The organism is Aurantimonas marina, from assembly GCF_017183135.1.
GTDB classification, from domain to species: Bacteria; Pseudomonadota; Alphaproteobacteria; order Rhizobiales; family Rhizobiaceae; genus Aurantimonas; species Aurantimonas marina.
Window position 1 is genome coordinate 117,608 of sequence record NZ_JADDXW010000010.1, and the last position, 25,525, is coordinate 143,132.

Consider the following 25,525-nt stretch of genomic DNA (forward strand, 5'->3'; position numbering starts at 1 on the left):
GGCGCTATGGCGACCGGGATCGCGCGAAGCCCCCGCTGCCGGCGCGCAATCTTGCACGGTTCGCGGCGCTGCTACTGCCTTCAGCCGCCAACGCAGAGGATGGGCAGGATCGAATCCTTCACTTCGGCGGTCGTGTCTGGAACGCTGGCCAGAGGCTCCGCCGGGTCGGCGATCTCGAAGGCGATGCCGTTGGCGTTGAGGAAGGCCGCCGCGGCATCGGGACGAATGGCGAAATTGATCGACTGGGGAATGTCACCGGTGGCGTCGGCGACGGCCACCGCGTTCAGCTTGGCCGTAACCACGCCAACGACGCGGCCGGCGAGATCGATCAGCGGCCCGCCGGAATTGCCGGGCTGCACCGCGGCGGAAATCTGCAGATAGCGCGGGTCGTTCATCAGGCCGAGCAGCGACGAGACATTGCCGCGTGTCACATTGAGGGAGTCGGCGAGGATTGAGCGCAGCGGATAGCCCAGCGCCAGAATGTCCTCACCGAGACGCGGCTTGCCGGCCGAGATTTCCAGCGGCTCGCCGAGGGCGTCATCGACCTTGATCAGGGCGAGATCGTTCTCGGAATCGATAATGGTCTGGCTGGCGGCGCCGAGGTCGCCGACCAGAACCGTCCTGCAAGCCTTGACCACATGGGCGTTGGTCAGGAGCCAGCCGTCGCGCGAGACGACAAAGCCGGTGCCGGCCATGTCGAATTCCTGCGCACCCGGCTGGACATCACCGGCGCCGGCCTCGCCGGGGAGTTCGAACACATGCGGACGGCTCGGATCGGCATAGGCCATCGCGTAGCGCGCTTCGGGCGCTCCGACCCCACGCTTGCGCGTCAGCATCGAGGAAAACGGATTCGCCTCGTTGGCCGCGACCAGCGGCGCCTGCGGCTCACCGGCGAAGGGATCGAAGAGGTTCGACGCGACGGCTGCGTAGGGCGCCATCCGCCCCGCCTCGCCGCCGGTGTAGGAGATTGAAAGACCGCGCAGATCGCCATCACGCTCCGCGAAGCGCATCACATAGGCGCGGCCCGACTCTTGGCCACGCAGAACGAACCAGCTTCCCGCGAACTCGGCGCCGCTTACCGAGCGATCAGCAGTCGGCTGGCTCAGGACGTCGAACAGGCCCCGGAGAGTCTGCCCGGTGTCGGCGATGCGCACGGTCTCGATTTCAACGGCGTCATCAGCTGAGCGCCAGAGATTGCCGACCTCGGTCGCGCCGAAGTCGCGCACTAGCCCTAGAGGTAGCGGGGCACGAGCGCCCGTCATGGCGTCGTCGACCAAGGTCATGCCGAGAGCCTCTTCGGCCTCGTCCGACCGCGCGATCAAAAGTCTCAGCATCGCTTCATCGATGATGCCGGTCGGCGTCATTCCGTGACGGGCCTGAAAGTCGCGGATCGCGCGCAGCGACGCGGCGTCGACCGTGCCATCGAAGGCGCCGACATAGTCGCCGGTCCAGGCGAGACGAATTTGCAATCCCTTGCGGAAATCGGAATCGGTCTGACTGTTGTAGGCGATCGACAGCTCGGAGACCTGGGCGACGGCCGTCAGCGGCGCCAGAGGCGCGACGGCCATGGCTATTCCCGCTAACAAAACCTTCGTGACGCGCCGCATGTCATCCCCCATCGTGTCCGGTGACACATAAGGAACGCGGCGGTCCCGTTTTCGATCCCGGGACGATTCATTTTTTCTTAAGAAAAGATGGCCGCGACCTTTCCACTTTGCGGCAATGCTCTAAGCGGGGCGTTGCGTCACTCGGCGGGCATTGGCCGCCTAACGGCGGCTACCGTCTCCGCTTCTCCCAGGTCGACGGCTTCGATCCGCTCCCCACGCCGGATCAGCTTCTCGGTCGAGACGAGGATCTGGTCGACATCCCGTCCCGCCTGACCGAAATGTGTCTTCAAGGCGGCAACGCGGGCGTCGAGCCGGGTCAGATCCTCGGTCAGATGCCGGACCTCCTGCTGGATACGGCCGGCCTCGGCGCGCATCCGCGCATCCTTGAGGATCGCCTGCACGACCTGGATGGACAGCAAGAGCAGCGACGGCGACACGATGACGACCCGCGCCCGATAGGCTTTCTGGACGACGTCCTCGAACCGCTCATGCAGCTCGGCGAAAATCGTCTCCGACGGCACGAACAAAAAGGCGGTATCCTGCGTTTCGCCGGGAATCAGATATTTCCCGGCGATCGCCTTGACGTGGACGTCCATGTCGCGCCGCAGCCGGCTCGCCGCGAAGTCTCGGGCGTCGTCGCTGTCGGCGTCGCACAGGGCGCTATAGGCCTCGAGCGGAAACTTGGCGTCGATGGCGAGCGAGGGCGCGCCGTTCGGCATCAGGATCAGGCAATCAGGCCGCTTGCCGTTGGAGAGTGTTGCCTGGAAGGAATAGGCGGCGCTCGGCAGCGCGTCTGCGACGATCGCCTGCATCCGGCCCTCGCCGAAAGCGCCACGCGTCTGCTTGTTGGCGAGGATGTCCTGCAGCCGCACGACCTCGCCCGCCAGATTGCGGATTTCGCCCTGCGCGCGATCGATCACCGCAAGGCGCTCGGACAGGGCGGACAGCGACGCGTTGGTGGTAGTGGTCGTCTGGAGGATCGATTGGCCCACCCGCGAGGAGAGACCGTCGAAGCGCTCGGCGAGGGTGCGGGTGAGGTCCGCCTGCCGGGCGCCGAAGATCTCGGCCATCGTCTGCATCCGGCCGGTGATTTCGGCCTGGGATTTGAGCACTGCGTCCAGCCGATCGGACGATTCCGCCTCGCGACCTTCCGCCAGCTCCTGCGCCTCCCGCACGGCGCTGCGCGCGCGCAGCCACAGGAGAAAGAAGAGCAAGAACAGGCCTGCCAGCGCCAGGGCAAAGACCGGAACCACCTGGCCGCCGATCGTGACGATGGGCGTCGTGAGAATGGCGGCAAGAGCGTCGCTGTCCATGGTCCGACCCTAGATGCGATTCGTTAACGAATTGGACCAAAGCACGAACATTGCAGCGCCGGAAGTATCATCGTCGCAGGAATGCCCGTCCTCATGTCGGCACCGCACCGATTGACCGCGATTGTGTCAGCGATTACCTCAGCGGCCATGACGATCAAGCCTCTCATCATTCTGCCGGATCCGATCCTGCGCCAGACCTCCAAACCCGTCGAAACGGTTGACGACCGCGTTAAGCGGCTGGCCGACGATATGCTGGAAACGATGTATGACGCGCCCGGCATCGGCCTCGCCGCGATCCAGGTGGGTGAACCGCTTCGCCTGCTGGTCATCGACGTTTCGAAGGAAGAGGAAGACAGGGCGCCGCAGGTGTTCCTGAACCCCGAAATTTTGGCCGAGTCCGACCTCCGCAGCGTCTATGAAGAGGGCTGCCTGTCGATCCCGGATTATTATGCCGAGGTCGAGCGGTCCGCCGAGGTGACGGTCCGCTATCTCGGTCTCGACGGCAAGATGCACGAAGAGACGGCGGACGGCATTCTGGCCACCTGCCTCTTGCACGAGATCGACCATCTCGACGGCGTCCTGTTCATCGATCACATCTCCAAGCTGAAGCGGGACATGGTGGTGAAGAAGTTCACCAAGGCCGCCCGCAAGGCCATCGCATGAGCCGGCGATGACACTGCGCGTCGTCTTCATGGGGACGCCCGCCTTCGCGGTCCCGACCTTGCGCGCCATCCATGCTGCCGGACATGAGATCGCCGCCGTCTACACACAGCCGCCGCGCAAGGCCGGCCGCCGGGGCCTGACATTGACCCCCTCCCCCGTCCAGACCGAAGCCGAACGGCTGGGGCTGGACGTCCGCACGCCGCTGAATTTCAAGGACGAGGCGGAGATCACGGCCTTCGCGGCGCTTGAGGCAGACGTCGCAATCGTCGTCGCCTATGGCCTGTTGCTGCCGCGCGCGATCCTCGACGCCCCGCGTCACGGCTGTCTCAACGGTCACGGCTCGCTGCTGCCGCGCTGGCGCGGCGCCGCGCCGATCCAGCGCGCGATCGAGGCCGGCGACGCCACTACCGGCATGATGGTGATGCGCATGGAAGCCGGCCTCGACACCGGTCCGGTGGCGCTGACGGCCGAGACACCGATCGGCGATGCCGAGACGGCGGGCGAGTTGTACGACCGGCTGGCGACGATCTCGGCCGATCTGATGGCCGAGGCGCTGGAAAAGCTTGAAGCCGGCACCCTGACCTTCGAGGATCAGGATGCGTTAACCGCGCGAACCGGCCGCCAGCCGGTCTATGCGCGCAAGATCGACAAGGCCGAGGCGGCGCTGGATTTCGCCGGCGAGGCCCGCCTGATCGCCGCCAGGATCAACGCCTTCTCGCCATTTCCGGGCGCCTGGACGACGATTCCCTTCGGTGAAAAGAAGGAACGGGTGAAGATTCTGCGCGCCAGGGCCGAAACGGGCTCGGGCGCGCCGGGCACGCTGCTCGACGACCGCCTGCTGGTCGCCTGCGGTTCGGGCGCGGTGCGTCTCCTCGAACTGCAGCGCGCCGGCGGCAAGCCGATGGCCGCGGAAGACCTTCTGCGGGGATCGCCCGTGCCGGCCGGCAGTGTCGCTGGCTCCACCTGATGCCCCGATACAAGCTCACCATCGAGTATAACGGCAAGCCCTATTGCGGCTGGCAGCGCCAGACAAACGACCCGTCTGTGCAGGAGGCCGTCGAGACCGCAATCACCGGCTTTTCCGGCGAGACGGCGACGCTGTTCGGCGCCGGGCGGACCGACGCCGGCGTCCATGCCACCGGCCAGGTCGCCCATCTCGATCTGACGCGGGAATGGGACTGCGACGTCGTGCGTGACGCGCTCAACGCCCATCTGCGCGGCGAGGCCGTCGCAATCCTCGATGTCGAGCGGGTCCCAGACGATTTCGACGCTCGTTTTTCCGCCCGCAAGCGGCATTATCTCTACCGCATCTTCAATCGCCGGCCGCCGCCGGCGCTGCTTGCCGGCCAGGTCTGGTGGGTCTCCAAGCCGCTCGCCATCGACGCGATGCATCGCGCCGCCCAGCGCCTCGTCGGCACCCACGATTTCAACACCTTCCGCTCCGCCCATTGTCAGGCGAAGAATCCGATCCGCACGCTCGAACGCCTCGACGTCGTCAAGGGCCCCGGCGACGAGATCCACATCCACGCCATGGCGCAGTCCTTCCTGCACAACCAGATCCGGTCCTTCGCAGGGACGCTGAAGCTCGTCGGCGAACACCGCTGGAGCGAGGAAGATCTCGTCGCGGCACTGAAATCGCGTGACCGCACCCGCTGCGGCCCGGTCGCTCCGGCCGGCGGGCTCTATCTGACCAGGGTTGAATATGGCACGGCGCCGAAGCGCACGCTGCCGCCCTATCCGGGCTGACCGGCCGGGTCAGATGAGCGCAATGCCGGTCACGTCCATCACCGCGCCATAGCTGACCAGGGCACCGACGATCATCAGCACGGTGACCGCCACGGCGCCGCCGATATCCTTGCCGGTGGCAAAGAAGATCAGCCGCGCCGTGAGCGTGATGGAAGCGATGGTGACGAGCCCGCCGAGCAATGCCGTTCCCGCGCCCATGCCGACCAGAAGCACGATCAGCCAATAGGGCGCGAACGCCCAGGCGAGCATGGCGCCGCCCCAATTGGTGGCGACCACCAGCGGCACGATCTTGCGGGAATAGCCGATCGGCTTGGCGACCAGCATCAGGACGAGGATCGGCAGCATCCAGGCGAGAACATCGGCCAGAGCATGCGCGCCATAAACGGCGACTGGACCCATGTCGGTGACCCGGCCTTCGCCCTGGACCGACTCGAACTCGATCCAGGACAGGGCGATCGGCGGCAGCGCCACCACGATGGCCGAAAAGGACTGCCAGAAGCCGTCGGCGGACAGATCGAGACGCTTCAGCCCCTCGCTCCGGCCGGCCATCAGCAAGGCGGCGCCCGAGAAAAACCGGACGATATCGTCGATGCTCGGCATCAGGTCAGGCGTGGGCGGTGAACCAGCGGGCGATGAAGGCTTCATAGATCCTCGTCAGTTCCTCGAGGTCGGACAGGGCCACCCGTTCGTTGGCCATGTGCATAGTCTTGCCGACAAGACCGAATTCCACAACCGGGCAGTAATCCTTGATGAAACGCGCGTCCGACGTGCCCCCCGATGTGGAGAGTTCCGGCTGGAGCCCGGTCACATCGGCAACCGCCGCCATCAGCGACTGAGTCAGGACATCGTCGCGGGTAAGGAAGGCCTCCGCAGGACGGTCGCGCCACAGGATCTCGAACGTCGCGGCCTCGCGGTCGGGCCGAAATCGCTCCGACCCCGCCGCCGCTCGAATGCGGCGTCGCAGCTCATCCTTGAGGTTCTCCGGGGTCCAGCGATCGCTGAAGCGGACGTTGAAGCACAGGCGCGCGCGCGCCGGAACGACGTTCACCGAGGGATTGCCGGTATCGATCGAGGTGATTTCGAGGTTGGAGGCCGGAAAGCGTTCGGACCCCGCGTCGAGCGGTTCGCCCATCAGCGCCTCGGCGATCGCAACGACCGCACGCACCGGATTGTCCGCCAGATGCGGATAGGCGACGTGGCCCTGCCGACCGGAGACCCGTACCTCGGCCGAGAGCGAGCCGCGCCGGCCGACCTTGATCATGTCGCCGAGTACATCCCGGTTGGTCGGTTCGCCGACGAGACAGGCGTCGAAATTTTCGCCTCGGGCCCTGGCCCACTCCAGGAGCTTGACCGTGCCGTTCACCGCCGGCCCCTCCTCGTCGCCGGTGATCAGCAGCGAGACGCGGCCCGCCGGGGCGCCGTGACGGGCGACATGGCGCCCATAAGCGGCGGCGAAGGCGGCGATGCCGCCCTTCATGTCGACCGCGCCGCGCCCGTAGAGCTCGCCGTCGACGATCGCCGCCGAAAAGGGGCCCTCCCGCCAGTCGCTGGCCTCGCCCGGCGGCACCACGTCGGTGTGCCCGGCAAAGACCAGATGCGGGCCGGATGTCCCGGCGCGGGCGAAGAGATTCTCGACATCGGGCGTACCCTGATCGGAAAACACCGGGCGCTCGACCGCGAATCCGAGCGGCGCCAGCATGGCTTCGAGCGTGGCCAGCGCGCCGCCCTCGTCAGGGGTCACCGAAGGGCAACGGATCAGGCGGGAGAGAATGTCGACGGGATCGGTCATCTTTGTCATGGCCGCGTCAGATAAATCAATTGATGCAGTCGCGCCACAGCCGCTTGACAAGCCGACCGTGACGAGGCTGGAAATCGCGCTCCGGCCCGGCTTGCCACCTTTCCGCCGCGATGCGGACGAACGGAATGGCCGCGGCCCGTTTGTTGAGGGAAAAGTGCATGCGAGTCTCGAAGTTCATCAGCCCAGCGACAAGGCGCGCCGTCACGGCGTCGACGTTCGCCATCGTCGCCATTGCGAGCCTTTCCGGTTGCGTCGCCGGCGGCTCGCCGTTGGTCTCGGCCCTCGAAACTGCGCAGAGCGACGTCGGAACGGCTGGAGCCACCGAGGCGGAGGTCGCGGCGTTGACGACCGGTATCGCCCCCACGCAAGGCGACGTGAAAATCGCCGCCCGCGAGGCGAAACAGGCCGCCGAGAGCGGCACCATCTCCGGTAGCGCCGCCCTCGACAGGATGATCGAAGCGCACGCACGCGACAACGGCATCCCGCCGGCGCTGGCCTATGCCGTCGTGCGCGTCGAAAGCCGCTACAATCCGAAGGCGCGCGGCGCCGGCGGCGTCTACGGCCTCAGCCAGATCAAGCCGGCGACGGCCCGCAGCATGGGTTTTTCCGGCTCGGCCAACGCTCTTTTCGACCCGGACACCAACCTCACCTACGGCATGAAATATCTGAAGGGCGCCTGGGAACAGGGCGGCCGCGACGTCTGCAAGGCGTCGATGAAATACAAGGGCGGGCTGCGCACGACCCGCATGAGCAAATCGGCCGCCCGCTATTGCTCTGCCGTCAAGGCGCATATGGCCGAGATCATCAAACGGCGGCGGATGCCGGCGGCCGTCGAAGCACCGACCGACGCCACAGGCTTGGTCGAAACGCTGGTAGCCGCGGTGACGCCGGCAGCCGAACCGTCGGCCGTGAGAAAGAAACAGGTCCGCACCCTCTCGGCGGAAGCCGTTCCAGCCACCGCGTCGGCGCCGACCATGGCGCCAGAGGCCGCGAGCGCCGCAGCCGTGGATGGCGCCACGCCACCGAAGGACGGCGAAGCCAAGGGCGGCCGCATCGTCGCAGCGACCGCCGCCACAGCCTCCATTGTCGCGGACGATGCCGCGCTCGCCGATCGCATGGCCGGCACCGCGGACAAATAGCGTTGGCTCAGTCGCGGTCGACGACGACCAGCATCGGCCCCAGCCGGTCGCGGCGGTAGTCGATGCCGGCTTCGGGATAGGAAAGGCTCGACACCTTGCCGTCGAAGAACAGCGCGTCGCGGCAGCCGAGTCGATCCCGGAAGAACGTCGCGAAATCCCAGAAATTCACCGGCTTGCGCGACAGGACCAGGCGTACCGTCCGGCCGTCCTCGCTGGCGCAGACGCCATTGCGCACATAGCGGCTGTCCGAGCCTTCGATGAAACGGGGATGCAATTGGCCTTCGATCAAGAGCATCGGCCCCGACTGGGTGGCGAGTTCCGGCGTGTGGCGGCCGGCGAGATAGCGCCCGGTATCGCGAACATAGGCTTTGCCGTCCTCGATGAAGAACACCCCATTCGGCTGCATCGAGAAATTGCCGCTGCCGGTGCCGCGAACCGCTTGCTTCAGCACGCGCCCGTCCTGCACGGCAAGGCCCACCGCGCGGCGGTCCTCGTGATACATGCCGGCATTCATGATCAGCCGCACGCGCCGACCGCCAACGCTCGCGGCCGCCTTGGCGAAGGTCTCGTAAGGTTGTCCCGCCACGTCTTCGGACCGCAGCATCACCGCATAGCGGTCGAGCGGAACGTCGCAGACGATGTACTCGACGCCCCCGGCGGTCTCGGTGCGGCACAGGCCCTGATGATCCGGCGCAATCGCCGGCGCCGGCTGCAGCCAGCCGAACAGGCCGCCGAGCGCGGCGAGCGACAGCGGCCAGAAGGATTGCAGTCTCGCCATCTCATCCTCGCTCCGGCCGAGGCCGATCAAGCCCAGAAAGCCGCGTCAGCTGCGCAGCAGCTCGTTGATCGAGGTCTTCGCGCGGGTGCGCTCGTCGACGCGCTTGACGATGACGGCGCAGTAGAGGCTCGGGCCGGGCTCGCCATTGCCCATCGGTTTGCCGGGCAGCGCGCCGGCGACCACAACCGAATAGGGCGGCACCTCGCCATAGCTGATCTCGCCGGTGGCCCGGTCGACGATCTTGGTCGACTGGCCGATGAACACGCCCATGCCGAGAACCGATCCCTCCCGCACGATGCAGCCCTCGACCACTTCCGAACGCGCGCCGATGAAGCAGTTGTCCTCGATGATCGTCGGGCCGGCCTGCATCGGCTCCAGCACACCGCCGATGCCGACACCGCCGGACAGATGGACGTTCTTGCCGATCTGGGCGCAGGAGCCGACGGTCGCCCAGCCGTCGACCATCGTGCCCTCGTCGACATAGGCGCCAAGATTGACGAAGGACGGCATCAGGACAACGTCCTTGCCGATATGGGCCGAGCGCCGAACGACGGAACCTGGGACCGCCCGCAAGCCCGCTTCACGGAAGCGCGCCTCGTCCCAGCCGGCGAATTTCGACGGCACCTTGTCCCACCAGGTCGCGCCACCGGGGCCGCCCTCGATGACCTGCATGTCGTTGAGCCTGAACGACAAGAGCACCGCCTTCTTCAACCACTGATGCACCGTCCACTGACCGTCGCCGCCGCGGGTGGCCACCCGCGCCTCGCCACGGTCGAGCAGGTCGAGTGCCGAATCGACGGCGTCGCGGATCTCGCCCGTGGTCGAAGCCGAGACGCTGTCGCGGTCCTCGAAGGCTCGTTCGATCGTGGCTTCGAGAGCGGCGCGGTCGGGCGCGGACATCGGCAAAACTCCTGAAAATCGGGGGCTTCAGGGCCTCAAGACCCTGTCCAAATCGGCGCGGACCCTAGTTGAAGGGCTTGGAGCGGTCAATGAAACCGCACAGGCAAACGGACGAGGCGTGAATCGATGCAGCAACCACCGCGTGACCAGCATGGCTGGGATCCGTTTCCAAGTTCGCTGCGGGACAAAGAGGCCACCAAGGACCAGGAGCACACGCCGCAGACGCTGTCGCCGACCTACCGCCTTGCCTTCGACGACGCCGACTTCCTGACCCGCGAGGAATTGCGCGGCGTGCGGCTGCAGCTGGAACTGATGAAGCCCGAGATGGCGCTGATCGAGGCTGGCATCCTGTCGACCGTCGTCCTGTTCGGCGGCGCCCGCATCCCCGAGCCCGGCGGCGAGGCATGGGCGGCCAAGAACGAGACCCAGAAGCGCAATCTGGAAGCCAACGCGCGCTTCTACGACGAGGCGCGCGACTTCGCGCGGTTGGCCTCGCAGCATTCGGCGGACAGTTCCGGCGGCAAGGAATTCGTCATCGTCACCGGCGGCGGCCCCGGCATCATGGAGGCCGGCAATCGCGGCGCGTCCGATGTCGACGCGGTCTCGATCGCGCTCAATATTACCCTTCCGCACGAACAGTCGCCGAACCATTTCGCGACGCCCGATCTGTCCTTCAACTTCCACTATTTCGCGATCCGCAAGATGCACTTCCTGCTGCGGGCGAAAGCGATGGCGATTTTCCCGGGCGGCTTCGGCACCATGGACGAGTTGTTCGAGGCCCTGACGCTGATCCAGACCCGGCGGATGCAGCGCATCCCGGTGATCCTGTTCGGCGAGGAATTCTGGCGCCGTGTGATCAATTTCGAGGCGCTCGCCGAGGAAGGCACCATCGCGCCGGAGGATCTCGACCTCATCACCTTCGCCGACACGGCCGAGGATGGCTGGAAGGCAATCCAGGCATTCTACGAGTTTTGAGTTGACTGCGCCGGTTGATACTAGTCGGCGCTCGCACCCATCCGCGTGCGCAATTCGACGCAGGGATCGCTGACATTCTGGCGAGGCGTGAAGATCGTGAAATCGAAGGGAGCGGGCGTCGCTGGAGTCAGCCCGTAATCCGCCGGCTGGATCTCGCCATCCGCGACCTCGACCATCTGAACCGACACCGAACGCGACTGCGGCTCGCGCTCGGCCAGGATCGCGGGCACCGCCCAGTCGTCGCGGACATGGCCGGAGCCGGCGATCAGCACCGCGCTCCCGGATTCCTGCGCCGCGCCGATCATGGCCTCGGCCAAGGCGCCGTCACGGGCCCGCTGCACTAACGTCATCGGCGCGATCGCCGCGTCCGGCATCAGTCCACAATGGGCCTCGCGGATCGTGTCGGCCAGTTCCGCCGATTGCGCCGCCGGCATCGGGTTGTCCAATCCCCACCGCTGCACGTCGGCGTCGGAGAGCGTGGCAATGCCGTCTTTGGCGATCGCACGGACGGTCTGAGCGTCGAGATTGCCCGCCCGGATCGGTAGCTCGTTCGAAACCGCCGATTCGAAAATCGGCCGATACAGCGAGAAGTCCGGCCACCCGCGCCCGGACCATTCCAGTCGCTCGGCCAGCGCCGCCAGATCCTTGTCCGGGCCGGCCTCGAACTCCGCCAGCTTCCCGGCAAAGCCCTGCGTGATCATTTCAAAGACCACGGACGGCTTGGTGCCCAGTTTCGCCAACCCGCCGACGATGTCCGCCTGGATCAGGTGATGATCGGGATTGTCGTGAATTTCGCCGAGCAGCACGTAGCGAGCGCCGTGCGCGGCACCCAGCAGCGCGTCCTGGCTCGACGGCGTGCCATCGGCACCGACGACCGCGCCGACCAGCGGGTTGTCGGCGAAGTATTCGGACTGCCAGACGGACGATCCGGTTTCGGCCGGTCCGTCGGCCACTGCCCGCTGGCGATCCGCCGAAGCATTCCCCGCCGTCTCCGCGATCTCCAGAGCTTTGGCCTTGGCGTCGCCGGCGGCTGCCAGACGCTGAAGCGAGCGCGCCGCATTCGGCACCGCTTGAGCGGGCATGAGACTGTTGGAGAAGAAACGCTCGGCGACCTCGTTACCGCCCCCGTCGAAGGGCTCGACCGTCGCGACGGCGACGTCGGAAAACGGATCGTCGCCATCGCTGCGATAGGAAACCTCGACCCGCGCGTCAGGTGCGGGTGGCACGAATTCTGCCGTCTCGGCGTCTGGGATCGTGGTCATCACGCGGTCGGCGTTCCCGGCGAAAACATAGCCGAGGCCCCCCAGTAGTACGATGCTGGTTGGAACCCAGACGAGACGGTTCAAACGGCTTTCCCCTCGACGTTGATAGAAGACGCCTGCGAATCGCGCCGCCATCGATCAACGAGTGATCGGCACAGGATGTGGCAAAACTATTGCAGCAGCGACTGTTTCCCGAAAAAAGCCCCGAAAAAGCAATTCAATCGCCGGATTCTTAAGATTTTCCAGTCGCGCACGCCACAGGAGAGGGGTGGACGGTCCGAACATTTGCTCGGACCGTCCACGTCGCCTCCCCAGGCAACTCCCGCCGCGTGGCACTGCGAAGGAACTTCGCATGCCCTCCTCGGGTACCGCAGGAATGGGGATACAGAGCCGTCTGCCGCCGCGATAGGGACGAGCCGCAACACCCCGATGCTTTCGACCCACATCCTCAACGAAGACTTAAATAAGCTGTGGATGACGGTAGCGCTCGTCACAATTTCGCGGCGATCGTCCGATTAGGCCAACAGGTCTCAGGCAAGCCCGCGCGGCCCTCGTAATCGCCGATCGAGCGCCGGGTCTTGAAGCCAGCGAGCCCGTCGGCGCCGCCGACGTCGTAGCCTTTCGCCTCGAGCTTTTTCTGCATCCGCGCGACGTCGCCGCGCGTCAGCCGGTCGGTCTTCGCCCACCGCCCTTGCAGCGATCCCGCGCCCTGCATCCGGTCCGCGACATGGCCGACGAACAGGGCGTAGAGGTCGGAGTTGTTGTATTCCTTGATGACGTAAAAGTTCGGCGTCGCGACGAAGGCGGGGCCGAAACGGCCGGCCGGCATCATCAGATGCCCTCTTCCCGCCACCTCGTTCGGCGGAAACGGGCGGCCGGAGACGCGCATCACCCCGGCCGCGACGAGTTCGGCGATCGGCCGGCCGCGATCGGGTCCTTCATTGGCGCAGGAGACGCTGGCCGGCACGACGGCCTCAAAGCCCCAGTCGCGCCCCGGTTGCCAGCCGCTCTGCCGCAGATAATTCGCGATCGAGGCCAGCGTATCGGGCACCGAATTCCAGATGTCCTTCTTGCCGTCGCCATCGAAATCCACCGCCAGGGTCAGGAATTTCGACGGCATGAATTGCGGCTGGCCGAGCGCCCCGGCCCAGGACGATTTCATCTGCGACGCGCTGAGATGCCCGTCCGCGACGATTTCGAGCGCCGCGAGGAGTTCGTCCCTGAACAACGCCTTGCGCCGCGACAGATAGGCCTTGGTGCCGAGCACCTGAAACGCGTTTTCTGGAATTTTCGCGTTGCCGAAGGCCGATTCGCGGCCCCAGACCGCGACGATGATCGGCGCCGGTACGCCGTAGCGTGCCTCGATCCTGTCGAGCACCGGCTTGTGGCGAGCGAGGAGCTTGCGCCCGGTCGCGGCGTTGGCGGCGACGGCCGGCTCGGAGAGATAGTCGGCGCCGCTCTTGAACTCCGCCTGGAAGTTTATCTCCGCCACCGTCTGCTTGGAGCCGGGAAGCTGGAGATCCGGCAGCTTCAAATTCGGCGTCACGCCCTTGAACGCCGCATCGAACACGGCGCGCGGCACACCCCGTGCCTTGGCCGCCGGCCAGATATCGGCTTCGAGGAAGGCGCGGAAGCCATCGGTCAGCGCGTCGGCGCGGAGTGTGACCGGCGCGTGGATGAGGAGAGCGATCAAAAGAAACGGGAAGAAAGTGCGTCGCATGGCGTCAGACTAGCGAGCGCGCGGCCAATTCGCCAGAGACGACGGACCAGCGACCTCCTCGTCATTGCGAAGTGAGTCGGGCTTGCACGGGTCATCCTGCTGGTGACCCTGCCTATGGATGAGTTGCTGCCATCGTGAGTTGATCGTCCACCCTATCACACTTGGCTCCCGCGCCACGGAGAGTCGGTTTCTTTGTAAAGATCCCGTGCAAAACGCGTGGTTTATAAACGTCACGATTCTTTCGAGCCGGCGAGAGCTTCAATAATTCGGCATTCCGCCACGACCCCACGGCCACATTCGGAAACCATGCGGGAAAGCTCCTCGCGCAGCTTGAGCAGTTGGGCGATCCGGCTATCAACAGCCTCAAGCTGCGTTTGCGCAATCTGGCTGGCTTTTGCACAAGAGGCCTCTGGCTGCTGCTGCAGAGCGAGCAACGCCCGCACCGCTGCCAGATCAAACCCGAGACTGCGTGCATGCCGGACAAAACCCAACCGTTTCGCGTCCGCTTCGCCGTAACTGCGCCGTCCGTTCGCCTGACGGGCGGGAGACGGCAAAACGCCAACCCGTTCATAATAGCGGATCGTCTCGATATGGACGCCTGAACACCGGGATAGATCGCCTATCTGCATCCTCTCCTTGCTCCTGTAGTCGCTACGGGTTGTAGCACGCTCCGGCAACAAGAGCGAGGAAGTGCCCCATGAGCGCCGCTGAATCTGAAACCTTTCGCTATCATGTCGCCGGGATGGATTGCCCTTCATGCGCCGCCAAGATCGAAGGCGCTGCCCGCAAGGTGGAGGGGGTGGGCGAGGTGAAAGTATCGATTGCCTCGCAGACCATGAACCTCACGGTTAGCGATCCGTCGCGGCGGTTGCCTGTCCTCGAAAGAGCCGTCGCGGATTTGGGCTATCGGCTCGACCGCATAGGCGAGGCTGCGTCATTGGATAACGACGATAAAATTCCGGACCTGACGCACGTCACGCCCGCCTATAAGCGTGCCCTCTGGATCGTCGTTTCGCTGAATGTCGGCTACGGCGTGATCGAGGCTGTCGGCAGCTTCCTGGCTGGCTCGCAAGCCCTGCAGGCCGACGCGCTCGATTTCGTCGGCGACGGGCTGATCTCGTTTCTTGGCCTGATCGCGGTCGGCTGGGGCCTTGCCGCGCGGGCCAAGGCGGCTTTGCTGCAAGGCGTGTTCCTGGCCGCTCTCGGCTTTGGCGTCATCGGTTCGACCGCCTATCGAATCTTTGTCGAAAACCAGCCCGACACGGGGCTCATGGGTGGGTTTGCCGTCGTCGCCCTCATCATTAACGTGCTGTCCGTCGTCGCTCTGCTTGCACACCGGAAAGGCGATTCCAACGTGCGGGCTGTGTGGCTGTTTTCGCGAAATGATGCTATCGGCAACGTGTCCGTGATCGCCGCGGCGGGTCTCGTTTGGCTCCTCGATTCACACTGGCCGGATCTAGTGGTCGCCTTCGCGATTGCAGGTTTGTTCCTGCAATCAGCGTGGTCGATCATCCGCGACGCAAGGCACGATATCGCGCAAGCAGGGAATGGCTAGAAACCTCGCAGGTGAGCGTTCCATAAGGAGGCGATTTCGAAGGAATACCCGCAGCAACCATGCTGCCTGAAAGGTTGCTGCTTACAACACCGCCCGCGACCGCATCGCCGCGGCGAGCGTGCCCTCGTCGAGATAGTCGAGTTCGCCGCCGACCGGCACGCCGTGGGCCAGCCGCGTCACCTTCACGTCCAGCCCTTCGAGTTGGTCCATCAGATAATGCGCCGTGGTCTGGCCCTCGACGGTGGCGTTGACCGCCAGCACCAGTTCCTTGACGCCGCCGCGATGCACCCGCTCGACCAGTTGCCGGATGGTCAGATCGTCCGGCCCGATGCCGTCGAGCGGCGACAAGACGCCGCCCAACACATGATAGGCGGCGTTCAGCGCCTTCGCCCGCTCCAGCGCCCAGAGATCGGAGACGTCCTCGACAACGATCACCGTCGCCTGGTCGCGCGCCGTGTCCGTGCAGATCGTGCATGGATCATGCGTGTCGATATTGCCGCAGGCCGAGCAGACCGTGACCTTCTCCAGCGCCTCGGCCATCGCCGTCGTCAACGGCGCGAGCAACTGCTCACGGCGCTTGACGAGGTGCAGCGCCGCGCGGCGGGCCGAACGGGGGCCGAGGCCCGGCAGCTTGGCGAGCAGCTGGATCAGCCGCTCGATCTCCGGGCCCGCGATGGATTTCGCCATGAGAAAGCAGAGCCCGTTCTAGAAGGGCAGCTTCATGCCGGCGGGAAGCTCGAGCCCGGCGGTCAGCTCCTGGGTCTTTTCCTGGATCGCCACGTCGAGCTTGGCCTTGGCGTCGTTATGGGCGGCGATCACCAGATCCTCGACGATGTCCTTCTCGTCGTCCTTCAACAGCGACGGGTCGATCGCCAGCGCCTGCATCTCGCCCTTGCCGCTGAGGGTAACCGAGACGACACCGCCGCCGGACTGACCGGTGACGGTGATCCGCGCGATGTCCTCCTGAAGGCCCGCCATTTTCTCCTGCATGGCCTTGGCCTGCTTCATCATGCCCATCAGATCTTTCATGCCGTCCTTCTCCTAATCGTCATCGTCGTCCGAAAGCTCGGACGGATCATCCAATATGTCGTGATCGGACACCTCGGTGGAAAGGTCCGCGGCGAGATCGGTTGCCTCGGCGTCGCCGCGCAGCCGAACATCCATCACCTTGGCGCCCGGAAACGCCGCCAGCACCGCCGCGACCTCCGGATCGGCCGCCGCGTCCGACAACAGCGTATCGCGCCGCGCGGTCGCCGTTTCCTCGAGGGTCGGCTGCCCCTCGCCGCGGGAGATCGTCACCACCCAGCGCCGTCCGGTCCATTCGTGTAGCTTGCGTGACAAGTCGGTGACGAGGGCGCGCGGTGCCTCCGGCGTCAGCGCCACTTCGAGCCGACCCGGCTCCAGCTTGACCAGCCGCAGATAACGCTGGATCGACACCCGCATCAACGAATCGCGCTTGTCCTCGGCCAGCGCGACGAGAGCTTCCAGCGAGCCGATCTCGATTTCGGGTGGAGCCGTCGTTGGTGCAGGGGCGGGCGCCGCCTGGCGCGAAGCCTGGCCGGAGGGGGCTATCGACAGGCGCGGACGGGGCGGGGCGCCATTGCCGGCAAAGGCGGTGGTGCGATCCGTCTGGCGTTCGGACGCGCCCGGCGATGGCGCCGCGCTACCCACCGCCGGCGCGGCTTGCGCGTGTGCCTGCGCTCCCTCGCCGCCGCTATTGTCGCCGGCCGGCGACGGCAGGCCCGCGAGGCCGCCCTCGCGGATCATCCGGACCAGGTCGTCCGGGGACGGCAGATCCGCCGCGTGGGCGATCCGGATCAGCGCCATTTCCGCCGCCTGGCGCGGCGATGTGGCGTTGCGCGCTTCGTCCAGCGCCTTCAGGAGCATCTGCCAGACCTGGCCGAGGGTCCGGATCGAGAGCGTCTTGGAAAATTCGAGCCCCCTCTCCGCCTCCATCGGCGACAGCGCCGCATCCTCGGCGGCTTCCGGCACATAGCGCAGCGTCGTCACCAGATGGGTGAAATCGGCGAGGTCGGCGAGGATGACGACCGGATCGGCGCCGCCGACATATTGTTCGCGCAGTTCCGACAGCGCCGCGCTGCCGTCACCCTTCATCAACATCTCGAACAGGTCGATGATCCGGACCCGGTCGGCCAGCCCCAGCATGTCGCGGACGGCTTCGGCCGAGACGGCGCCGGCGCCATGGGCGATCGCCTGATCGGTCAGCGACAGCGCGTCGCGCACCGAGCCCTCGGCCGCACGGGCGATCAGCCGCAGCGCATCGCCGTCGACCGCCACGGCTTCGGAAGAGGCGATGCGCTGGAGATGCGCCATCAGCGTCGCCGAATCGACGCGGCGCAGGTCGAAGCGCTGGCAGCGCGACAGAACGGTGATCGGAACCTTGCGGATCTCGGTGGTCGCGAAGACGAATTTCACATGTTCCGGCGGCTCCTCCAGCGTCTTCAACAGGCCGTTGAAGGCCTGGTTCGACAGCATGTGGACTTCGTCGATGATGTAGACCTTGTAGCGCGCCGAGACCGGGCGGTAGCGCACCTGCGCGATGATCTCGCGCACGTCGTCGATGCCGGTGTGGGAGGCGGCGTCCATCTCGACCACGTCGACATGCCGCCCCTCCATGATCGCCTGGCAGTGCACGCCGAGCCCCTGCATGTGGATCGTCGGCTGGTCGATCGAATCGGTCTCGTAATTCAATGCGCGCGCCAGAATGCGCGCGGTCGTCGTCTTGCCGACGCCGCGCACGCCGGTCAGCATCCACGCCTGGGCGATACGGCCCGTGTCGAAAGCGTTGGTGAGCGTGCGCACCATCGGCTCCTGGCCGATCAGATCGTCGAAGGAGCGCGGACGGTATTTGCGGGCCAGCACGCGGTAGGGCGTTACCTCGCCGGGCACATCGGGGGCGAGTGTCTCCTCCGTCATCGCGCGCCCTTCCACCCGGCCGAAGGGACGGCCGCGGCAGAGCGTGGACGGTCAGAGAATGACATGGTGCAATCCCGGCGCAGTTCAGCAAGTTGTCGGGCGTTTCTCCGATTTATGGCGCGCCGACGCAAGCCGCCCGACGTCGAAGTTGGCAATGCTGCCCGTCCATGAGATATGCGGGGACGCCACGGGTATGGGTTCGATCCTTGTCGTTCCGCCCCATGGCCAGTGTCGATCCAAGGAAGAGAAGCCCTATGGCGCTTGCGCGGTATCAGGAAATGCGCCGGCTGAGCCTGGCGGTGTTGTTGCTCGCCGCCTTCATTCTTCTGCTTTTCGTCGGTTCCAGCGAAAGCGAAGAGGTTCACGACATGGTCGAGGCGATCGGCCTCGGCTTCATCGTCGTCGGCATCGTCGGGCGAATGTGGTGCACGCTCTATATCGGCGGGCGTAAATCGGCGGAAATTGTCACGACGGGACCCTATTCGGTCACCCGCAACCCGCTTTACGTCTTTTCCACCATCGCGGCGGCGGGCGTCGGCGCACAGGCCGGAAGCGCAACGCTCGCCATCCTCTTCCTGCTCGGCTGCGCCGCAGCCTTCCACATCGTGATCTTGCGCGAGGAATCATTCCTGAAGGGAGAGTTTGGTCCGGCCTATGCGCGGTATCTCGCGACGGTGCCGCGCTTCCTGCCGAGGCCGTCGCTGTTCCGGGACGAAGCGGAACTGCGGGTCCGCACCCGGCTGATCTACCGGACCCTGATCGACGGTCTGGTCTTCTTCGTCGCGATGCCGGTCTTCGAGTTGATCGAGCTGGCGCAGGAAAGCGGACTGCTTCCGGTCCTGCTGCGTCTGCCATAGAACGGGATGAGGAAAGTGGGGACCGGTTTTCCGCCCGCATCCCGCCGTAACCTTCCTAAAATAGATCACGATGCGCCGCGCCGCTGGGCCGGGGAATGGCCGATCTGCGTCGAACCGTCGCGCTTGGCGGGAAAAGGTGGGAGGCTGGCACGATGACCCGTGCCGTGGCTCGTTGGGGCTGCTTCCTTCCGGACCTGACCCGGTTGGCGAGTGGCTCGTCCACCACCAACCTCCCGGCCTCCATATCGGCGATCGGTGCCCTAATTGCAAGCCGGGCGCTCTCCGTCGATAAGGATTTCAATAGATGCAGGCCTTTGAACTCGACCTTCGTCTTGCCAGGGACACGACGACGATCGGCCGTCTGGGGCTCTGCGAATTGCGGCTGATGAACGATCGCCGCTGGCCCTGGCTGATCCTCGTGCCACAGCGCAACGACATCACCGAGTTCCATGACCTCACCCCGCTCGACCAGACCATGCTGACCTTCGAGACGGGCCTCGTCTCCAAGGCGCTGAAGAGCCTGACCAAGGCCGACAAGATCAATATCGGCTCGCTCGGCAACATCGTGCCGATGTTTCACCTCCACATCGTGGCGCGGCACGATGGCGATCCGAACTGGCCCGGACCGGTGTGGGGCCATGGAACGGTGGAACGCTATGAGGCCGACGTCAGCGATCGATTCGTCGCCGACATCCGGCAAGTGGTGCTGCCGGTATGAAGGACGACGGCCAGCGCATGACGATTCCTGCCACGCCGGAACTGAGCGGGCTGACCGGTTTTGGCGGCAACCGGCTGTGGCGGGACGGCGAACGGCGCAACGGCGATAGTCTCGCCGCCGCGCTGGCGCATCCGGATGCCCGCATCTTTCTCACTCATGACGATCAGTGGCTATGCCGCACCACGGACGCTTCCGCTCCGGACCCGAGCTTCGCGAAGTCGGAGAGCGTGGATCTCGGCGCGAAGCTGGACGACTGCGTGCTCCTCGGCTTCGATCCCGCGGGCCGGCCATCGCTCGCCGCTTCGATCGACGACGCGCCAGCTCTGGCGAACGATTTCGCGTTGATCGGTCTCCGCTCGATCGCACTGCAAGCGTTCCTCGATCCCGATACGGAAGGGCAGCTCGGCCAGGCAGCGCATCTCCTCGGATGGCATGCCAGGAACCGGTTCTGCGCCCGCTGCGGCAACTCCACGGCAGCGGAAGCGGCGGGTTACCGCCGCCGTTGCACCAACTGCGACGACGTCGTCTTCCCGCGCACCGACCCGGTGACGATCATGCTCGTCCACGACGGCAACGGGCGTTGTGTGCTCGGTCGCCAGCCGCATTTTCCGGAGAATTTCTGGTCCTGTCTCGCCGGCTTCGTCGAGCCCGGCGAAACTGTGGAAGCCGCAGTCCGGCGCGAAACCCTCGAGGAATCGGGTCTTGCGGTCGGGACGGTCCGCTATCTCGCCTCGCAGCCCTGGCCGTTTCCCGGCAGTCTGATGATCGGCTGCATCGCCCACGCGACCAGCCGCGACATCGATTTCGACGCCGAAGAACTGGAAGCCTGTCGCTGGTTCGCGCGCGACGAGGTCCAGACCATGCTGGCGGATCGTCATCATCAGGGGCTGTCCGTACCGCGGCGCTTCGCCATCGCCCACCACCTGATCAAGGCCTTCGCCGACAACGCCCTTTGACGCCGCGGGCCTTGACTAAAGCATCGGACCGTAGAGCCGCTCCGGCGCAGCCTCGTAGACGCCCAGAATCCTGACGTCATGGGTGAAGAACGACAGCTCCTCGAACGCCAGGCGGAGCGACTCGTCCTGCGGATGGCCTTCGACATCGGCATAAAACTGCGTGGCGATGAAATGCCCGCCGATCTGGTAGCTTTCCAGCTTGGTCATGTTGACGCTATTGGTCGCGAAACCCCCGAGCGCCTTGTAGAGCGAAGCTGGCAGGTTGCGGACCTCGAAGACGAAGGTCGTCACGGTGCGCCCGCCTTTCGGCGCCCAGAGATCGGCGTCATGGGCGCCCGGTCGCGACAGGATGACGAAGCGGGTGATGTTGTTGGCTGAATCCTCGACGTTCCGCTCAAGGATATCGAGGCCGTAATGTGTGGCCGCCAGCTCCGGCGCGAGCGCCGCCATCGACCGGTCGCCGGCTTCCGAAACCTCTCGCGCCGCGCCCGCCGTATCGCCGGAGACGATGGGCTTCCAGCCATTGGTGCGGATGTATTTCCGGCACTGGCCGAGCGCGTGCACATGGCTCTGGACGCTGCGAATTTCGTCGCGGGCGACGCCCGGCAGCACCATCAGCTGAAAATGGATCGGCATGAAATATTCGCCGACGATCCGCAGACCCGAATCCGGCATCAGATGATGGATATCGGCCACCCGCCCGGCGAGCGTGTTCTCGATCGGGATCATCGCCAGCGCCGCCTCGCCGGTGCGCACGGCATCGAAGGCGTCGTCGAACGACGGGCAAGGCAGCGGCGTCATCTCTGGATGGACGACATGACAGGCCATATCCGAATTCGCGCCCGGTTCGCCCTGGAATGCGATCCGCTTCGTCGCAGCTTCGCTCACGCTTCAACTCCATACATTGTCCGCGCCCGGACTAGATCCTCCGGCCCGTCGACTCCCAGCGGCACCGTCTCGACGATCTCTGCGTCGATACGCATACCGTTCTCCAGGGCACGCAGTTGTTCCAGCCGCTCGCGGATCTCCAGCGTGGAGGGCGGGAGCCGGACGAAACGCTCCAGCCCCGCTCGCCGGTAAGCGTAGAGACCGACATGGTGATAGAGCGGCCCCTCGCCCCATGGCGCCGTGGCGCGGGTGAAATACAGCGCCCGCAACCGCGAGGGACCGATCGGCGAGCCGACCAGCTTCACCACGTTGGGATTGGTCTTCTCGGCTTCGTCGCGAATCGCCACGCACAGGGTCGCGATGTCGCAGCGCGGGTCATCGAAGGGCGCGAGAACCCGCCGAATCGCCTCCGGCTCGATGGTCGGAAGATCGCCTTGCACGTTCACCACCGTTTCGACGGCACTCTCCGGGTCCAGCCGCGTCAGCGCCTCGAAGATGCGGTCGGAGCCCGACGGGTGATCGGGCGAGGTCATCACCGCCTCATGCCCGGCGGCGACGACGACGGCCCGAATCGCCTCGGCGTCGGTTGCCACGACGACCCGGCCGATGCCGGCGGCCTCGGCGCGCTCGGCGACGCGCACCACCATCGGCCGGCCCGCAATATCGGCGAGCGCCTTGGCCGGCAACCGGGTGGAGCCGAGGCGCGCGGGAATGAGCACGAGAATCGTCATGGGCTCCGCATGAACCGAAAGATGGCGCACAGACGCTGGAACAGCGCAGCGCAGCAAAAAAGGCACCGAAACCGCCTCTTACAGCTGTTGCCATCAAACCGCAAAGCACCTAGGTTTCGCCCGTTTTTCGCCAGTGGACAGCGACGGCCTTGCGCCGTCTTTGCAGAGGGAGCCGTCCCACCAATGAATTCCTTCGAGTTCAACAAGATCGCCGGTGCCGTACTCGCGACGATCTTCGTCCTGTTTGGTGGGAGTATCCTCGCCGAGGGGCTCTTCCACTCCGAGGTCCCCGAAACGCCGGGATACGAGATCGTCGTGGCGGAGGCGGATTCCGGCGGCGCCGAAGGTGGAGCCGCCAAGGCCGAGGACCCCCCGATCGCCACGCTGCTGCAGACCGCGGATGCCGAGGCCGGCGCCGGGCAGTTCAAGAAATGCGCAGCCTGCCACACGGCGGAAAAGGGCGGCGCGAACAAGGTCGGGCCGCATCTTTGGGACGTCGTCGACCGGCCGATCGCGTCGGTCTCAGACTTCGCCTATTCTTCCGGCATGAAGGACTTTTCCCAGGGCGGATCGGTCAACTGGGACTACGAGCATCTCTACGGCTTCCTGAAGAACCCCAAAGGTTATGTACCGGGCACTGCGATGGGCTTTGCCGGTCTCAAGGACCCGAAAGCCCGTGCCGAACTGATCGCCTATCTGCGCACCCGCTCCGACAGTCCCGCACCGCTTCCGCAGGCCCCGGCCGAGGGTGCCGCGCCGGCCGAAACCGCCGTGACCGACCCGGCGACGACCACGCAGCCGGAAGAATCGACCAACGACGCCCAGGCCCAGGCGCCGGCGGTGACCGACACGAACGCGGCACAGGCCGCACCGGGTGCCGAGGCAGCGCCGACGCAGGCGGCCGGCGAACAGGCTCAGGCGCCGGCGGCCCCAGCGCCTGAACCTGCAGCGCCGGCCGAAAGCGCCGCTCCGGATGCGGCTGCGCAGCAATCCGATGCGGCGGCGCCAACGGCAGCAGCGCCCCAGCAGACGGCGACCGTTGCGGGCGACCCGGCGGCCGGTGAAAAAGTGTTCCGCAAATGTGCAGCCTGCCATGCCGTCGGCGAAGGCGCCAAGAACAAGCTCGGTCCGGAGCTGAACGGCATCGTCGGCGAAAAGATCGCCGCCGTCGAAGGCTACAAGTTCTCCCCGGCTCTGACCGAATACGCAGCGACCCATCCGACCTGGACGGTCGCGGAGCTAACCGCCTGGCTGACCGATCCCAAGGGCACCGTGCCGGGGACAAAAATGTCCTTCGCCGGTATCAAGAAGCCGGAGGACATCGCCAATATCATCGCCTATCTCGCGACCTTCGACGAGACCGGCGCCCAGACAGGCAACTGATCGGCGGGCGGCGCCTCTGAGGGTTGCATCGACGGATCATGACAAAGGCCCTGGTGAAAACCGGGGCCTTTCTTGTGTAAGGCGCTGTCAGCTGTCACCTCCGATCGGTCGCGAGACGGTCTCATTCCGTGAAAGTGGATTCGACCCATTTGGTTGACGGTCACTGGATTGCTTTTCTGCCCCCAACATACGAGGGGCGCCCACATTCAGGGCGGGTACCGCTGGCCAAACACCCTGATGCAATCCTTCCGCGAAACGCCGAAAGTTGCTGTCCCGGAAGACATCCGAACGCCGGACCCTGCGAACAAAATCCGGACTGTTCTCGGCGCAGAACGCCAAGGTTTACGTAAGATCACGTGCCGCGATTGTCGCTCAACGATCGAACCGGCCGTCCATCAACAGCTTTCGCGCGGTACGCGCTCGTGCATTACCCGCCCGCGCGTCCCGTTTTATTTCTTCCCAATTGCGGGAGAGGTACTCGGCGGGGAACTCTTCGAGCACACTGCCCTGCTTGTATTCGTCAATGATCTGCTGGCCCGTTCGTCGACGATATCGCTCGTCACGTTGACGCCGGGTGACGTTCCGTCCGCGCCGCACGTGACGGTCTCGTCCGCGTTCGCGCTCTCGTCGTTCTCGACGCTGACGCCGCCGCCGCTCCCGCGCTCTTTCGCGTTGCTGTTGGCGTTCGCGCTGGCGCCGACGCCGTTGCTGGCGTCGTCGCCGTGCCCGGCGCGCCCGCGCGGCCGCACGGGCTCGGGCTACCGCTGCGGGGACCGGCATGGCGTCCCTCCTCCTAGCGCGGTCCCCAGTCGGATGTTCCGTCGGCCCAGATGATCAGGTAGTTGCGATAGGGGACGTTGTTTAATGGGCCCTCGAAAGTCACGCGAATGTCGAAGCGAACCCCGTCCATGACGTTGTCCTCACATTCGTCAGCGCCTTTTTCGATGGACGTCGACTCCGCGTCTGACTCGATGATGGTGAATAGGGGTGCGGTGAACCGGTCCTTGATTCCCCAGCGTTCGTTCCGCAGTCGGCACGGCGGATCGAACACGTCCCAGTCGAAAAAGAAGGTCACGGACGCTAGGGTCATGCCCAGCAAATTTTGGGCCGAGAATGTCCACGTCATCGAGCCGCCGGGCCGCGGTTCCTCGAGGCGAATTGCGGTCAGTGTCTCGAAACTGCTCTGCTTCCTCACGTGCTGCATGTACGCTTCGAAGGCTTGCTTTGAATCCGACATGGCGCTGGGTCTCCGTGATGGCCCGTGAGCTGCTTCACCTCTTATCGTTCATATGGCAGCCGCGGGGCCGCTGGAATTGGAATGAATCGTCTCGTGCGATCCAAGTAAAATAGCAGCTATCGCATGTTCGCAAAACATACTAACGCGAAGCGGACGTAGCGGCACTGAAAATTGTTGAACCATATTCGGCCTGGAACGCTTGTGTCGTGAGACGGGCGCCTGGGCTGTCTGCGCGGGCCGAAACGGCGCCATGCGGCGAACCAGGGGCGATCTCCCGACGCACACTTGGTGTGCCTCACGGAAGTCGTGCTGGTTCGACGATGCATGGCGACCGTCGTCGGTCGGCGCCGTCGACCTCCATT

Annotated in this window: 26 protein-coding genes and 1 other RNA gene; 11 read left to right on the forward strand and 16 right to left on the reverse strand. The window is 65.5% G+C overall.

Translation table 11 applies throughout. The features are described from left to right. Nucleotides 1–80: 80 nt before the first annotated feature. A complete protein-coding gene (locus ING15_RS12800; RefSeq protein WP_232845740.1) occupies nucleotides 81–1,568 on the reverse strand; it encodes a trypsin-like peptidase domain-containing protein in 1,488 nt (495 codons plus the stop codon). 176 nt (nucleotides 1,569–1,744) lie between these two features. Further along, nucleotides 1,745–2,920 carry a DNA recombination protein RmuC gene (locus ING15_RS12805; protein WP_206455214.1) on the reverse strand — a complete coding sequence of 392 codons (1,176 nt, stop codon included), beginning with the start codon at nucleotides 2,918–2,920 and terminating at the stop codon, nucleotides 1,745–1,747. A 147-nt stretch (nucleotides 2,921–3,067) separates the two neighbouring features. On the opposite strand from ING15_RS12805, the gene def reads away from it, so the two are divergent. The 3 genes from def to truA are packed head-to-tail and all read left to right on the forward strand — an operon-like array spanning nucleotide 3,068 to nucleotide 5,329. Then, the gene (gene def / locus ING15_RS12810) at nucleotides 3,068–3,583 is read left to right on the forward strand and encodes a peptide deformylase (protein ID WP_206455215.1); all 516 of its coding nucleotides are present in this window, start codon (nucleotides 3,068–3,070) and stop codon (nucleotides 3,581–3,583) included. A 7-nt stretch (nucleotides 3,584–3,590) separates the two neighbouring features. Beyond that, nucleotides 3,591–4,550 (forward strand): methionyl-tRNA formyltransferase, encoded by a 960-nt coding sequence (gene fmt, locus ING15_RS12815; protein ID WP_206455216.1) that lies wholly within the window; start codon nucleotides 3,591–3,593, stop codon nucleotides 4,548–4,550. After that, on the forward strand, nucleotides 4,550–5,329 hold the full coding sequence (gene truA / locus ING15_RS12820; protein ID WP_206455217.1) for a tRNA pseudouridine(38-40) synthase TruA: 780 nt from the start codon (nucleotides 4,550–4,552) through the stop codon (nucleotides 5,327–5,329). Before fmt ends, truA begins: the two co-directional genes overlap by 1 nt. Before the next feature lie 9 nt (nucleotides 5,330–5,338). On the opposite strand, the gene ING15_RS12825 is transcribed toward truA, so the two are convergent. Together ING15_RS12825 and dapE are read right to left on the reverse strand one after the other, a co-directional pair. Then, nucleotides 5,339–5,929, reverse strand: a complete 591-nt coding sequence (locus ING15_RS12825) for a hypothetical protein (protein ID WP_206455218.1) — start codon at nucleotides 5,927–5,929, stop codon at nucleotides 5,339–5,341. 4 nt (nucleotides 5,930–5,933) lie between these two features. Further along, nucleotides 5,934–7,127 (reverse strand): succinyl-diaminopimelate desuccinylase, encoded by a 1,194-nt coding sequence (gene dapE / locus ING15_RS12830; protein WP_206455219.1) that lies wholly within the window; start codon nucleotides 7,125–7,127, stop codon nucleotides 5,934–5,936. A 158-nt stretch (nucleotides 7,128–7,285) separates the two neighbouring features. Between dapE and ING15_RS12835 the strand changes: the two genes are divergently transcribed. Beyond that, nucleotides 7,286–8,266 carry a lytic transglycosylase domain-containing protein gene (locus tag ING15_RS12835; RefSeq protein WP_232845741.1) on the forward strand — a complete coding sequence of 327 codons (981 nt, stop codon included), beginning with the start codon at nucleotides 7,286–7,288 and terminating at the stop codon, nucleotides 8,264–8,266. Nucleotides 8,267–8,273: 7 nt separating this feature from the next. Here ING15_RS12835 and ING15_RS12840 read toward each other — a convergent pair whose 3' ends face one another. Both ING15_RS12840 and dapD read right to left on the reverse strand, forming a co-directional pair. Further along, nucleotides 8,274–9,044 carry a phosphodiester glycosidase family protein gene (locus ING15_RS12840; protein ID WP_206455221.1) on the reverse strand — a complete coding sequence of 257 codons (771 nt, stop codon included), beginning with the start codon at nucleotides 9,042–9,044 and terminating at the stop codon, nucleotides 8,274–8,276. Nucleotides 9,045–9,089: 45 nt separating this feature from the next. Continuing rightward, nucleotides 9,090–9,944, reverse strand: a complete 855-nt coding sequence (gene dapD / locus ING15_RS12845; protein WP_206455222.1) for a 2,3,4,5-tetrahydropyridine-2,6-dicarboxylate N-succinyltransferase — start codon at nucleotides 9,942–9,944, stop codon at nucleotides 9,090–9,092. A gap of 126 nt (nucleotides 9,945–10,070) precedes the next feature. Between dapD and ING15_RS12850 the strand changes: the two genes are divergently transcribed. Beyond that, nucleotides 10,071–10,919 (forward strand): LOG family protein, encoded by an 849-nt coding sequence (locus ING15_RS12850; protein ID WP_206455223.1) that lies wholly within the window; start codon nucleotides 10,071–10,073, stop codon nucleotides 10,917–10,919. 20 nt (nucleotides 10,920–10,939) lie between these two features. On the opposite strand, the gene ING15_RS12855 is transcribed toward ING15_RS12850, so the two are convergent. From ING15_RS12855 to ING15_RS12865, 3 genes are all read right to left on the reverse strand, one after another. Then, complete coding sequence (locus ING15_RS12855) at nucleotides 10,940–12,265, reverse strand: ChaN family lipoprotein (RefSeq protein WP_206455224.1); 1,326 nt, start codon at nucleotides 12,263–12,265, stop codon at nucleotides 10,940–10,942. 406 nt (nucleotides 12,266–12,671) lie between these two features. Next, nucleotides 12,672–13,901 (reverse strand): lytic murein transglycosylase, encoded by a 1,230-nt coding sequence (locus tag ING15_RS12860; RefSeq protein ID WP_206455225.1) that lies wholly within the window; start codon nucleotides 13,899–13,901, stop codon nucleotides 12,672–12,674. Between the two features lie 230 nt (nucleotides 13,902–14,131). Continuing rightward, nucleotides 14,132–14,530, reverse strand: a complete 399-nt coding sequence (locus ING15_RS12865; protein ID WP_206455226.1) for a MerR family transcriptional regulator — start codon at nucleotides 14,528–14,530, stop codon at nucleotides 14,132–14,134. A gap of 68 nt (nucleotides 14,531–14,598) precedes the next feature. On the opposite strand from ING15_RS12865, the gene ING15_RS12870 reads away from it, so the two are divergent. Continuing rightward, nucleotides 14,599–15,456, forward strand: coding sequence for a cation transporter (locus ING15_RS12870; RefSeq protein WP_232845742.1), 858 nt, complete (start codon nucleotides 14,599–14,601; stop codon nucleotides 15,454–15,456). An 81-nt stretch (nucleotides 15,457–15,537) separates the two neighbouring features. Here ING15_RS12870 and recR read toward each other — a convergent pair whose 3' ends face one another. From recR to ING15_RS12885, 3 genes are read right to left on the reverse strand one after another with little or no spacing between them, the layout of a single operon-like run. Continuing rightward, on the reverse strand, nucleotides 15,538–16,143 hold the full coding sequence (gene recR, locus ING15_RS12875) for a recombination mediator RecR (RefSeq protein ID WP_206455227.1): 606 nt from the start codon (nucleotides 16,141–16,143) through the stop codon (nucleotides 15,538–15,540). Between the two features lie 18 nt (nucleotides 16,144–16,161). Beyond that, a complete protein-coding gene (locus tag ING15_RS12880; protein ID WP_206455228.1) occupies nucleotides 16,162–16,485 on the reverse strand; it encodes a YbaB/EbfC family nucleoid-associated protein in 324 nt (107 codons plus the stop codon). 12 nt (nucleotides 16,486–16,497) lie between these two features. Further along, on the reverse strand, nucleotides 16,498–18,393 hold the full coding sequence (locus ING15_RS12885; protein ID WP_206455229.1) for a DNA polymerase III subunit gamma/tau: 1,896 nt from the start codon (nucleotides 18,391–18,393) through the stop codon (nucleotides 16,498–16,500). 254 nt (nucleotides 18,394–18,647) lie between these two features. Between ING15_RS12885 and ING15_RS12890 the strand changes: the two genes are divergently transcribed. Then, a complete protein-coding gene (locus tag ING15_RS12890) occupies nucleotides 18,648–19,250 on the forward strand; it encodes a methyltransferase family protein (protein WP_206455230.1) in 603 nt (200 codons plus the stop codon). Nucleotides 19,251–19,386: 136 nt separating this feature from the next. Here ING15_RS12890 and ffs read toward each other — a convergent pair. Then, nucleotides 19,387–19,484: signal recognition particle sRNA small type (gene ffs / locus ING15_RS12895), an RNA gene on the reverse strand. Between the two features lie 70 nt (nucleotides 19,485–19,554). Here ffs and ING15_RS12900 point away from each other — a divergent pair. Continuing rightward, the gene (locus ING15_RS12900; RefSeq protein ID WP_206455231.1) at nucleotides 19,555–19,968 is read left to right on the forward strand and encodes an HIT domain-containing protein; all 414 of its coding nucleotides are present in this window, start codon (nucleotides 19,555–19,557) and stop codon (nucleotides 19,966–19,968) included. Nucleotides 19,969–19,985: 17 nt separating this feature from the next. Next, on the forward strand, nucleotides 19,986–20,924 hold the full coding sequence (gene nudC / locus ING15_RS12905) for an NAD(+) diphosphatase (protein WP_232845743.1): 939 nt from the start codon (nucleotides 19,986–19,988) through the stop codon (nucleotides 20,922–20,924). Nucleotides 20,925–20,939: 15 nt separating this feature from the next. Here nudC and ING15_RS12910 read toward each other — a convergent pair whose 3' ends face one another. Continuing rightward, nucleotides 20,940–21,812 (reverse strand): prephenate dehydratase, encoded by an 873-nt coding sequence (locus ING15_RS12910; protein ID WP_206455233.1) that lies wholly within the window; start codon nucleotides 21,810–21,812, stop codon nucleotides 20,940–20,942. Then, complete coding sequence (locus ING15_RS12915) at nucleotides 21,809–22,543, reverse strand: 3-deoxy-manno-octulosonate cytidylyltransferase (protein WP_206455234.1); 735 nt, start codon at nucleotides 22,541–22,543, stop codon at nucleotides 21,809–21,811. The genes ING15_RS12910 and ING15_RS12915 overlap by 4 nt, the downstream gene beginning before the upstream one ends. A 183-nt stretch (nucleotides 22,544–22,726) precedes the next feature. Between ING15_RS12915 and ING15_RS19865 the strand changes: the two genes are divergently transcribed. Continuing rightward, nucleotides 22,727–23,926 (forward strand): c-type cytochrome, encoded by a 1,200-nt coding sequence (locus ING15_RS19865; RefSeq protein ID WP_206455235.1) that lies wholly within the window; start codon nucleotides 22,727–22,729, stop codon nucleotides 23,924–23,926. Between the two features lie 237 nt (nucleotides 23,927–24,163). Next, nucleotides 24,164–24,760, forward strand: a complete 597-nt coding sequence (locus ING15_RS12925) for a hypothetical protein (protein WP_206455236.1) — start codon at nucleotides 24,164–24,166, stop codon at nucleotides 24,758–24,760. Here the strand turns inward: ING15_RS12925 and ING15_RS12930 are convergent. Then, nucleotides 24,720–25,163: a hypothetical protein gene (locus ING15_RS12930; protein ID WP_206455237.1), complete on the reverse strand. Its 444-nt coding sequence runs from the start codon at nucleotides 25,161–25,163 to the stop codon at nucleotides 24,720–24,722. The two genes, ING15_RS12925 and ING15_RS12930, sit on opposite strands and share 41 nt — an antisense overlap. Nucleotides 25,164–25,525 lie beyond the last annotated feature (362 nt).

Excerpts from the sequence above, each read along its gene's own strand:
- ING15_RS12800 (WP_232845740.1), bottom strand. The coding sequence starts at position 1,568 with ATGGCCGTCGCGCCTCTGGCGCCGCTGACGGCCGTCGCCCAGGTCTCC.
- ING15_RS12805 (WP_206455214.1), bottom strand. The coding sequence starts at position 2,920 with ATGGACAGCGACGCTCTTGCCGCCATTCTCACGACGCCCATCGTCACG.
- def (WP_206455215.1), top strand. The coding sequence starts at position 3,068 with ATGACGATCAAGCCTCTCATCATTCTGCCGGATCCGATCCTGCGCCAG.
- fmt (WP_206455216.1), top strand. The coding sequence starts at position 3,591 with ATGACACTGCGCGTCGTCTTCATGGGGACGCCCGCCTTCGCGGTCCCG.
- truA (WP_206455217.1), top strand. The coding sequence starts at position 4,550 with ATGCCCCGATACAAGCTCACCATCGAGTATAACGGCAAGCCCTATTGC.
- ING15_RS12825 (WP_206455218.1), bottom strand. The coding sequence starts at position 5,929 with ATGCCGAGCATCGACGATATCGTCCGGTTTTTCTCGGGCGCCGCCTTG.
- dapE (WP_206455219.1), bottom strand. The coding sequence starts at position 7,127 with ATGACAAAGATGACCGATCCCGTCGACATTCTCTCCCGCCTGATCCGT.
- ING15_RS12835 (WP_232845741.1), top strand. The coding sequence starts at position 7,286 with ATGCGAGTCTCGAAGTTCATCAGCCCAGCGACAAGGCGCGCCGTCACG.
- ING15_RS12840 (WP_206455221.1), bottom strand. The coding sequence starts at position 9,044 with ATGGCGAGACTGCAATCCTTCTGGCCGCTGTCGCTCGCCGCGCTCGGC.
- dapD (WP_206455222.1), bottom strand. The coding sequence starts at position 9,944 with ATGTCCGCGCCCGACCGCGCCGCTCTCGAAGCCACGATCGAACGAGCC.
- ING15_RS12850 (WP_206455223.1), top strand. The coding sequence starts at position 10,071 with ATGCAGCAACCACCGCGTGACCAGCATGGCTGGGATCCGTTTCCAAGT.
- ING15_RS12860 (WP_206455225.1), bottom strand. The coding sequence starts at position 13,901 with ATGCGACGCACTTTCTTCCCGTTTCTTTTGATCGCTCTCCTCATCCAC.
- ING15_RS12865 (WP_206455226.1), bottom strand. The coding sequence starts at position 14,530 with ATGCAGATAGGCGATCTATCCCGGTGTTCAGGCGTCCATATCGAGACG.
- ING15_RS12870 (WP_232845742.1), top strand. The coding sequence starts at position 14,599 with ATGAGCGCCGCTGAATCTGAAACCTTTCGCTATCATGTCGCCGGGATG.
- recR (WP_206455227.1), bottom strand. The coding sequence starts at position 16,143 with ATGGCGAAATCCATCGCGGGCCCGGAGATCGAGCGGCTGATCCAGCTG.
- ING15_RS12880 (WP_206455228.1), bottom strand. The coding sequence starts at position 16,485 with ATGAAAGATCTGATGGGCATGATGAAGCAGGCCAAGGCCATGCAGGAG.
- ING15_RS12885 (WP_206455229.1), bottom strand. The coding sequence starts at position 18,393 with ATGACGGAGGAGACACTCGCCCCCGATGTGCCCGGCGAGGTAACGCCC.
- ING15_RS12890 (WP_206455230.1), top strand. The coding sequence starts at position 18,648 with ATGGCGCTTGCGCGGTATCAGGAAATGCGCCGGCTGAGCCTGGCGGTG.
- ING15_RS12900 (WP_206455231.1), top strand. The coding sequence starts at position 19,555 with ATGCAGGCCTTTGAACTCGACCTTCGTCTTGCCAGGGACACGACGACG.
- nudC (WP_232845743.1), top strand. The coding sequence starts at position 19,986 with ATGACGATTCCTGCCACGCCGGAACTGAGCGGGCTGACCGGTTTTGGC.
- ING15_RS12915 (WP_206455234.1), bottom strand. The coding sequence starts at position 22,543 with ATGACGATTCTCGTGCTCATTCCCGCGCGCCTCGGCTCCACCCGGTTG.
- ING15_RS19865 (WP_206455235.1), top strand. The coding sequence starts at position 22,727 with ATGAATTCCTTCGAGTTCAACAAGATCGCCGGTGCCGTACTCGCGACG.
- ING15_RS12925 (WP_206455236.1), top strand. The coding sequence starts at position 24,164 with ATGCAATCCTTCCGCGAAACGCCGAAAGTTGCTGTCCCGGAAGACATC.
- ING15_RS12930 (WP_206455237.1), bottom strand. The coding sequence starts at position 25,163 with ATGTCGGATTCAAAGCAAGCCTTCGAAGCGTACATGCAGCACGTGAGG.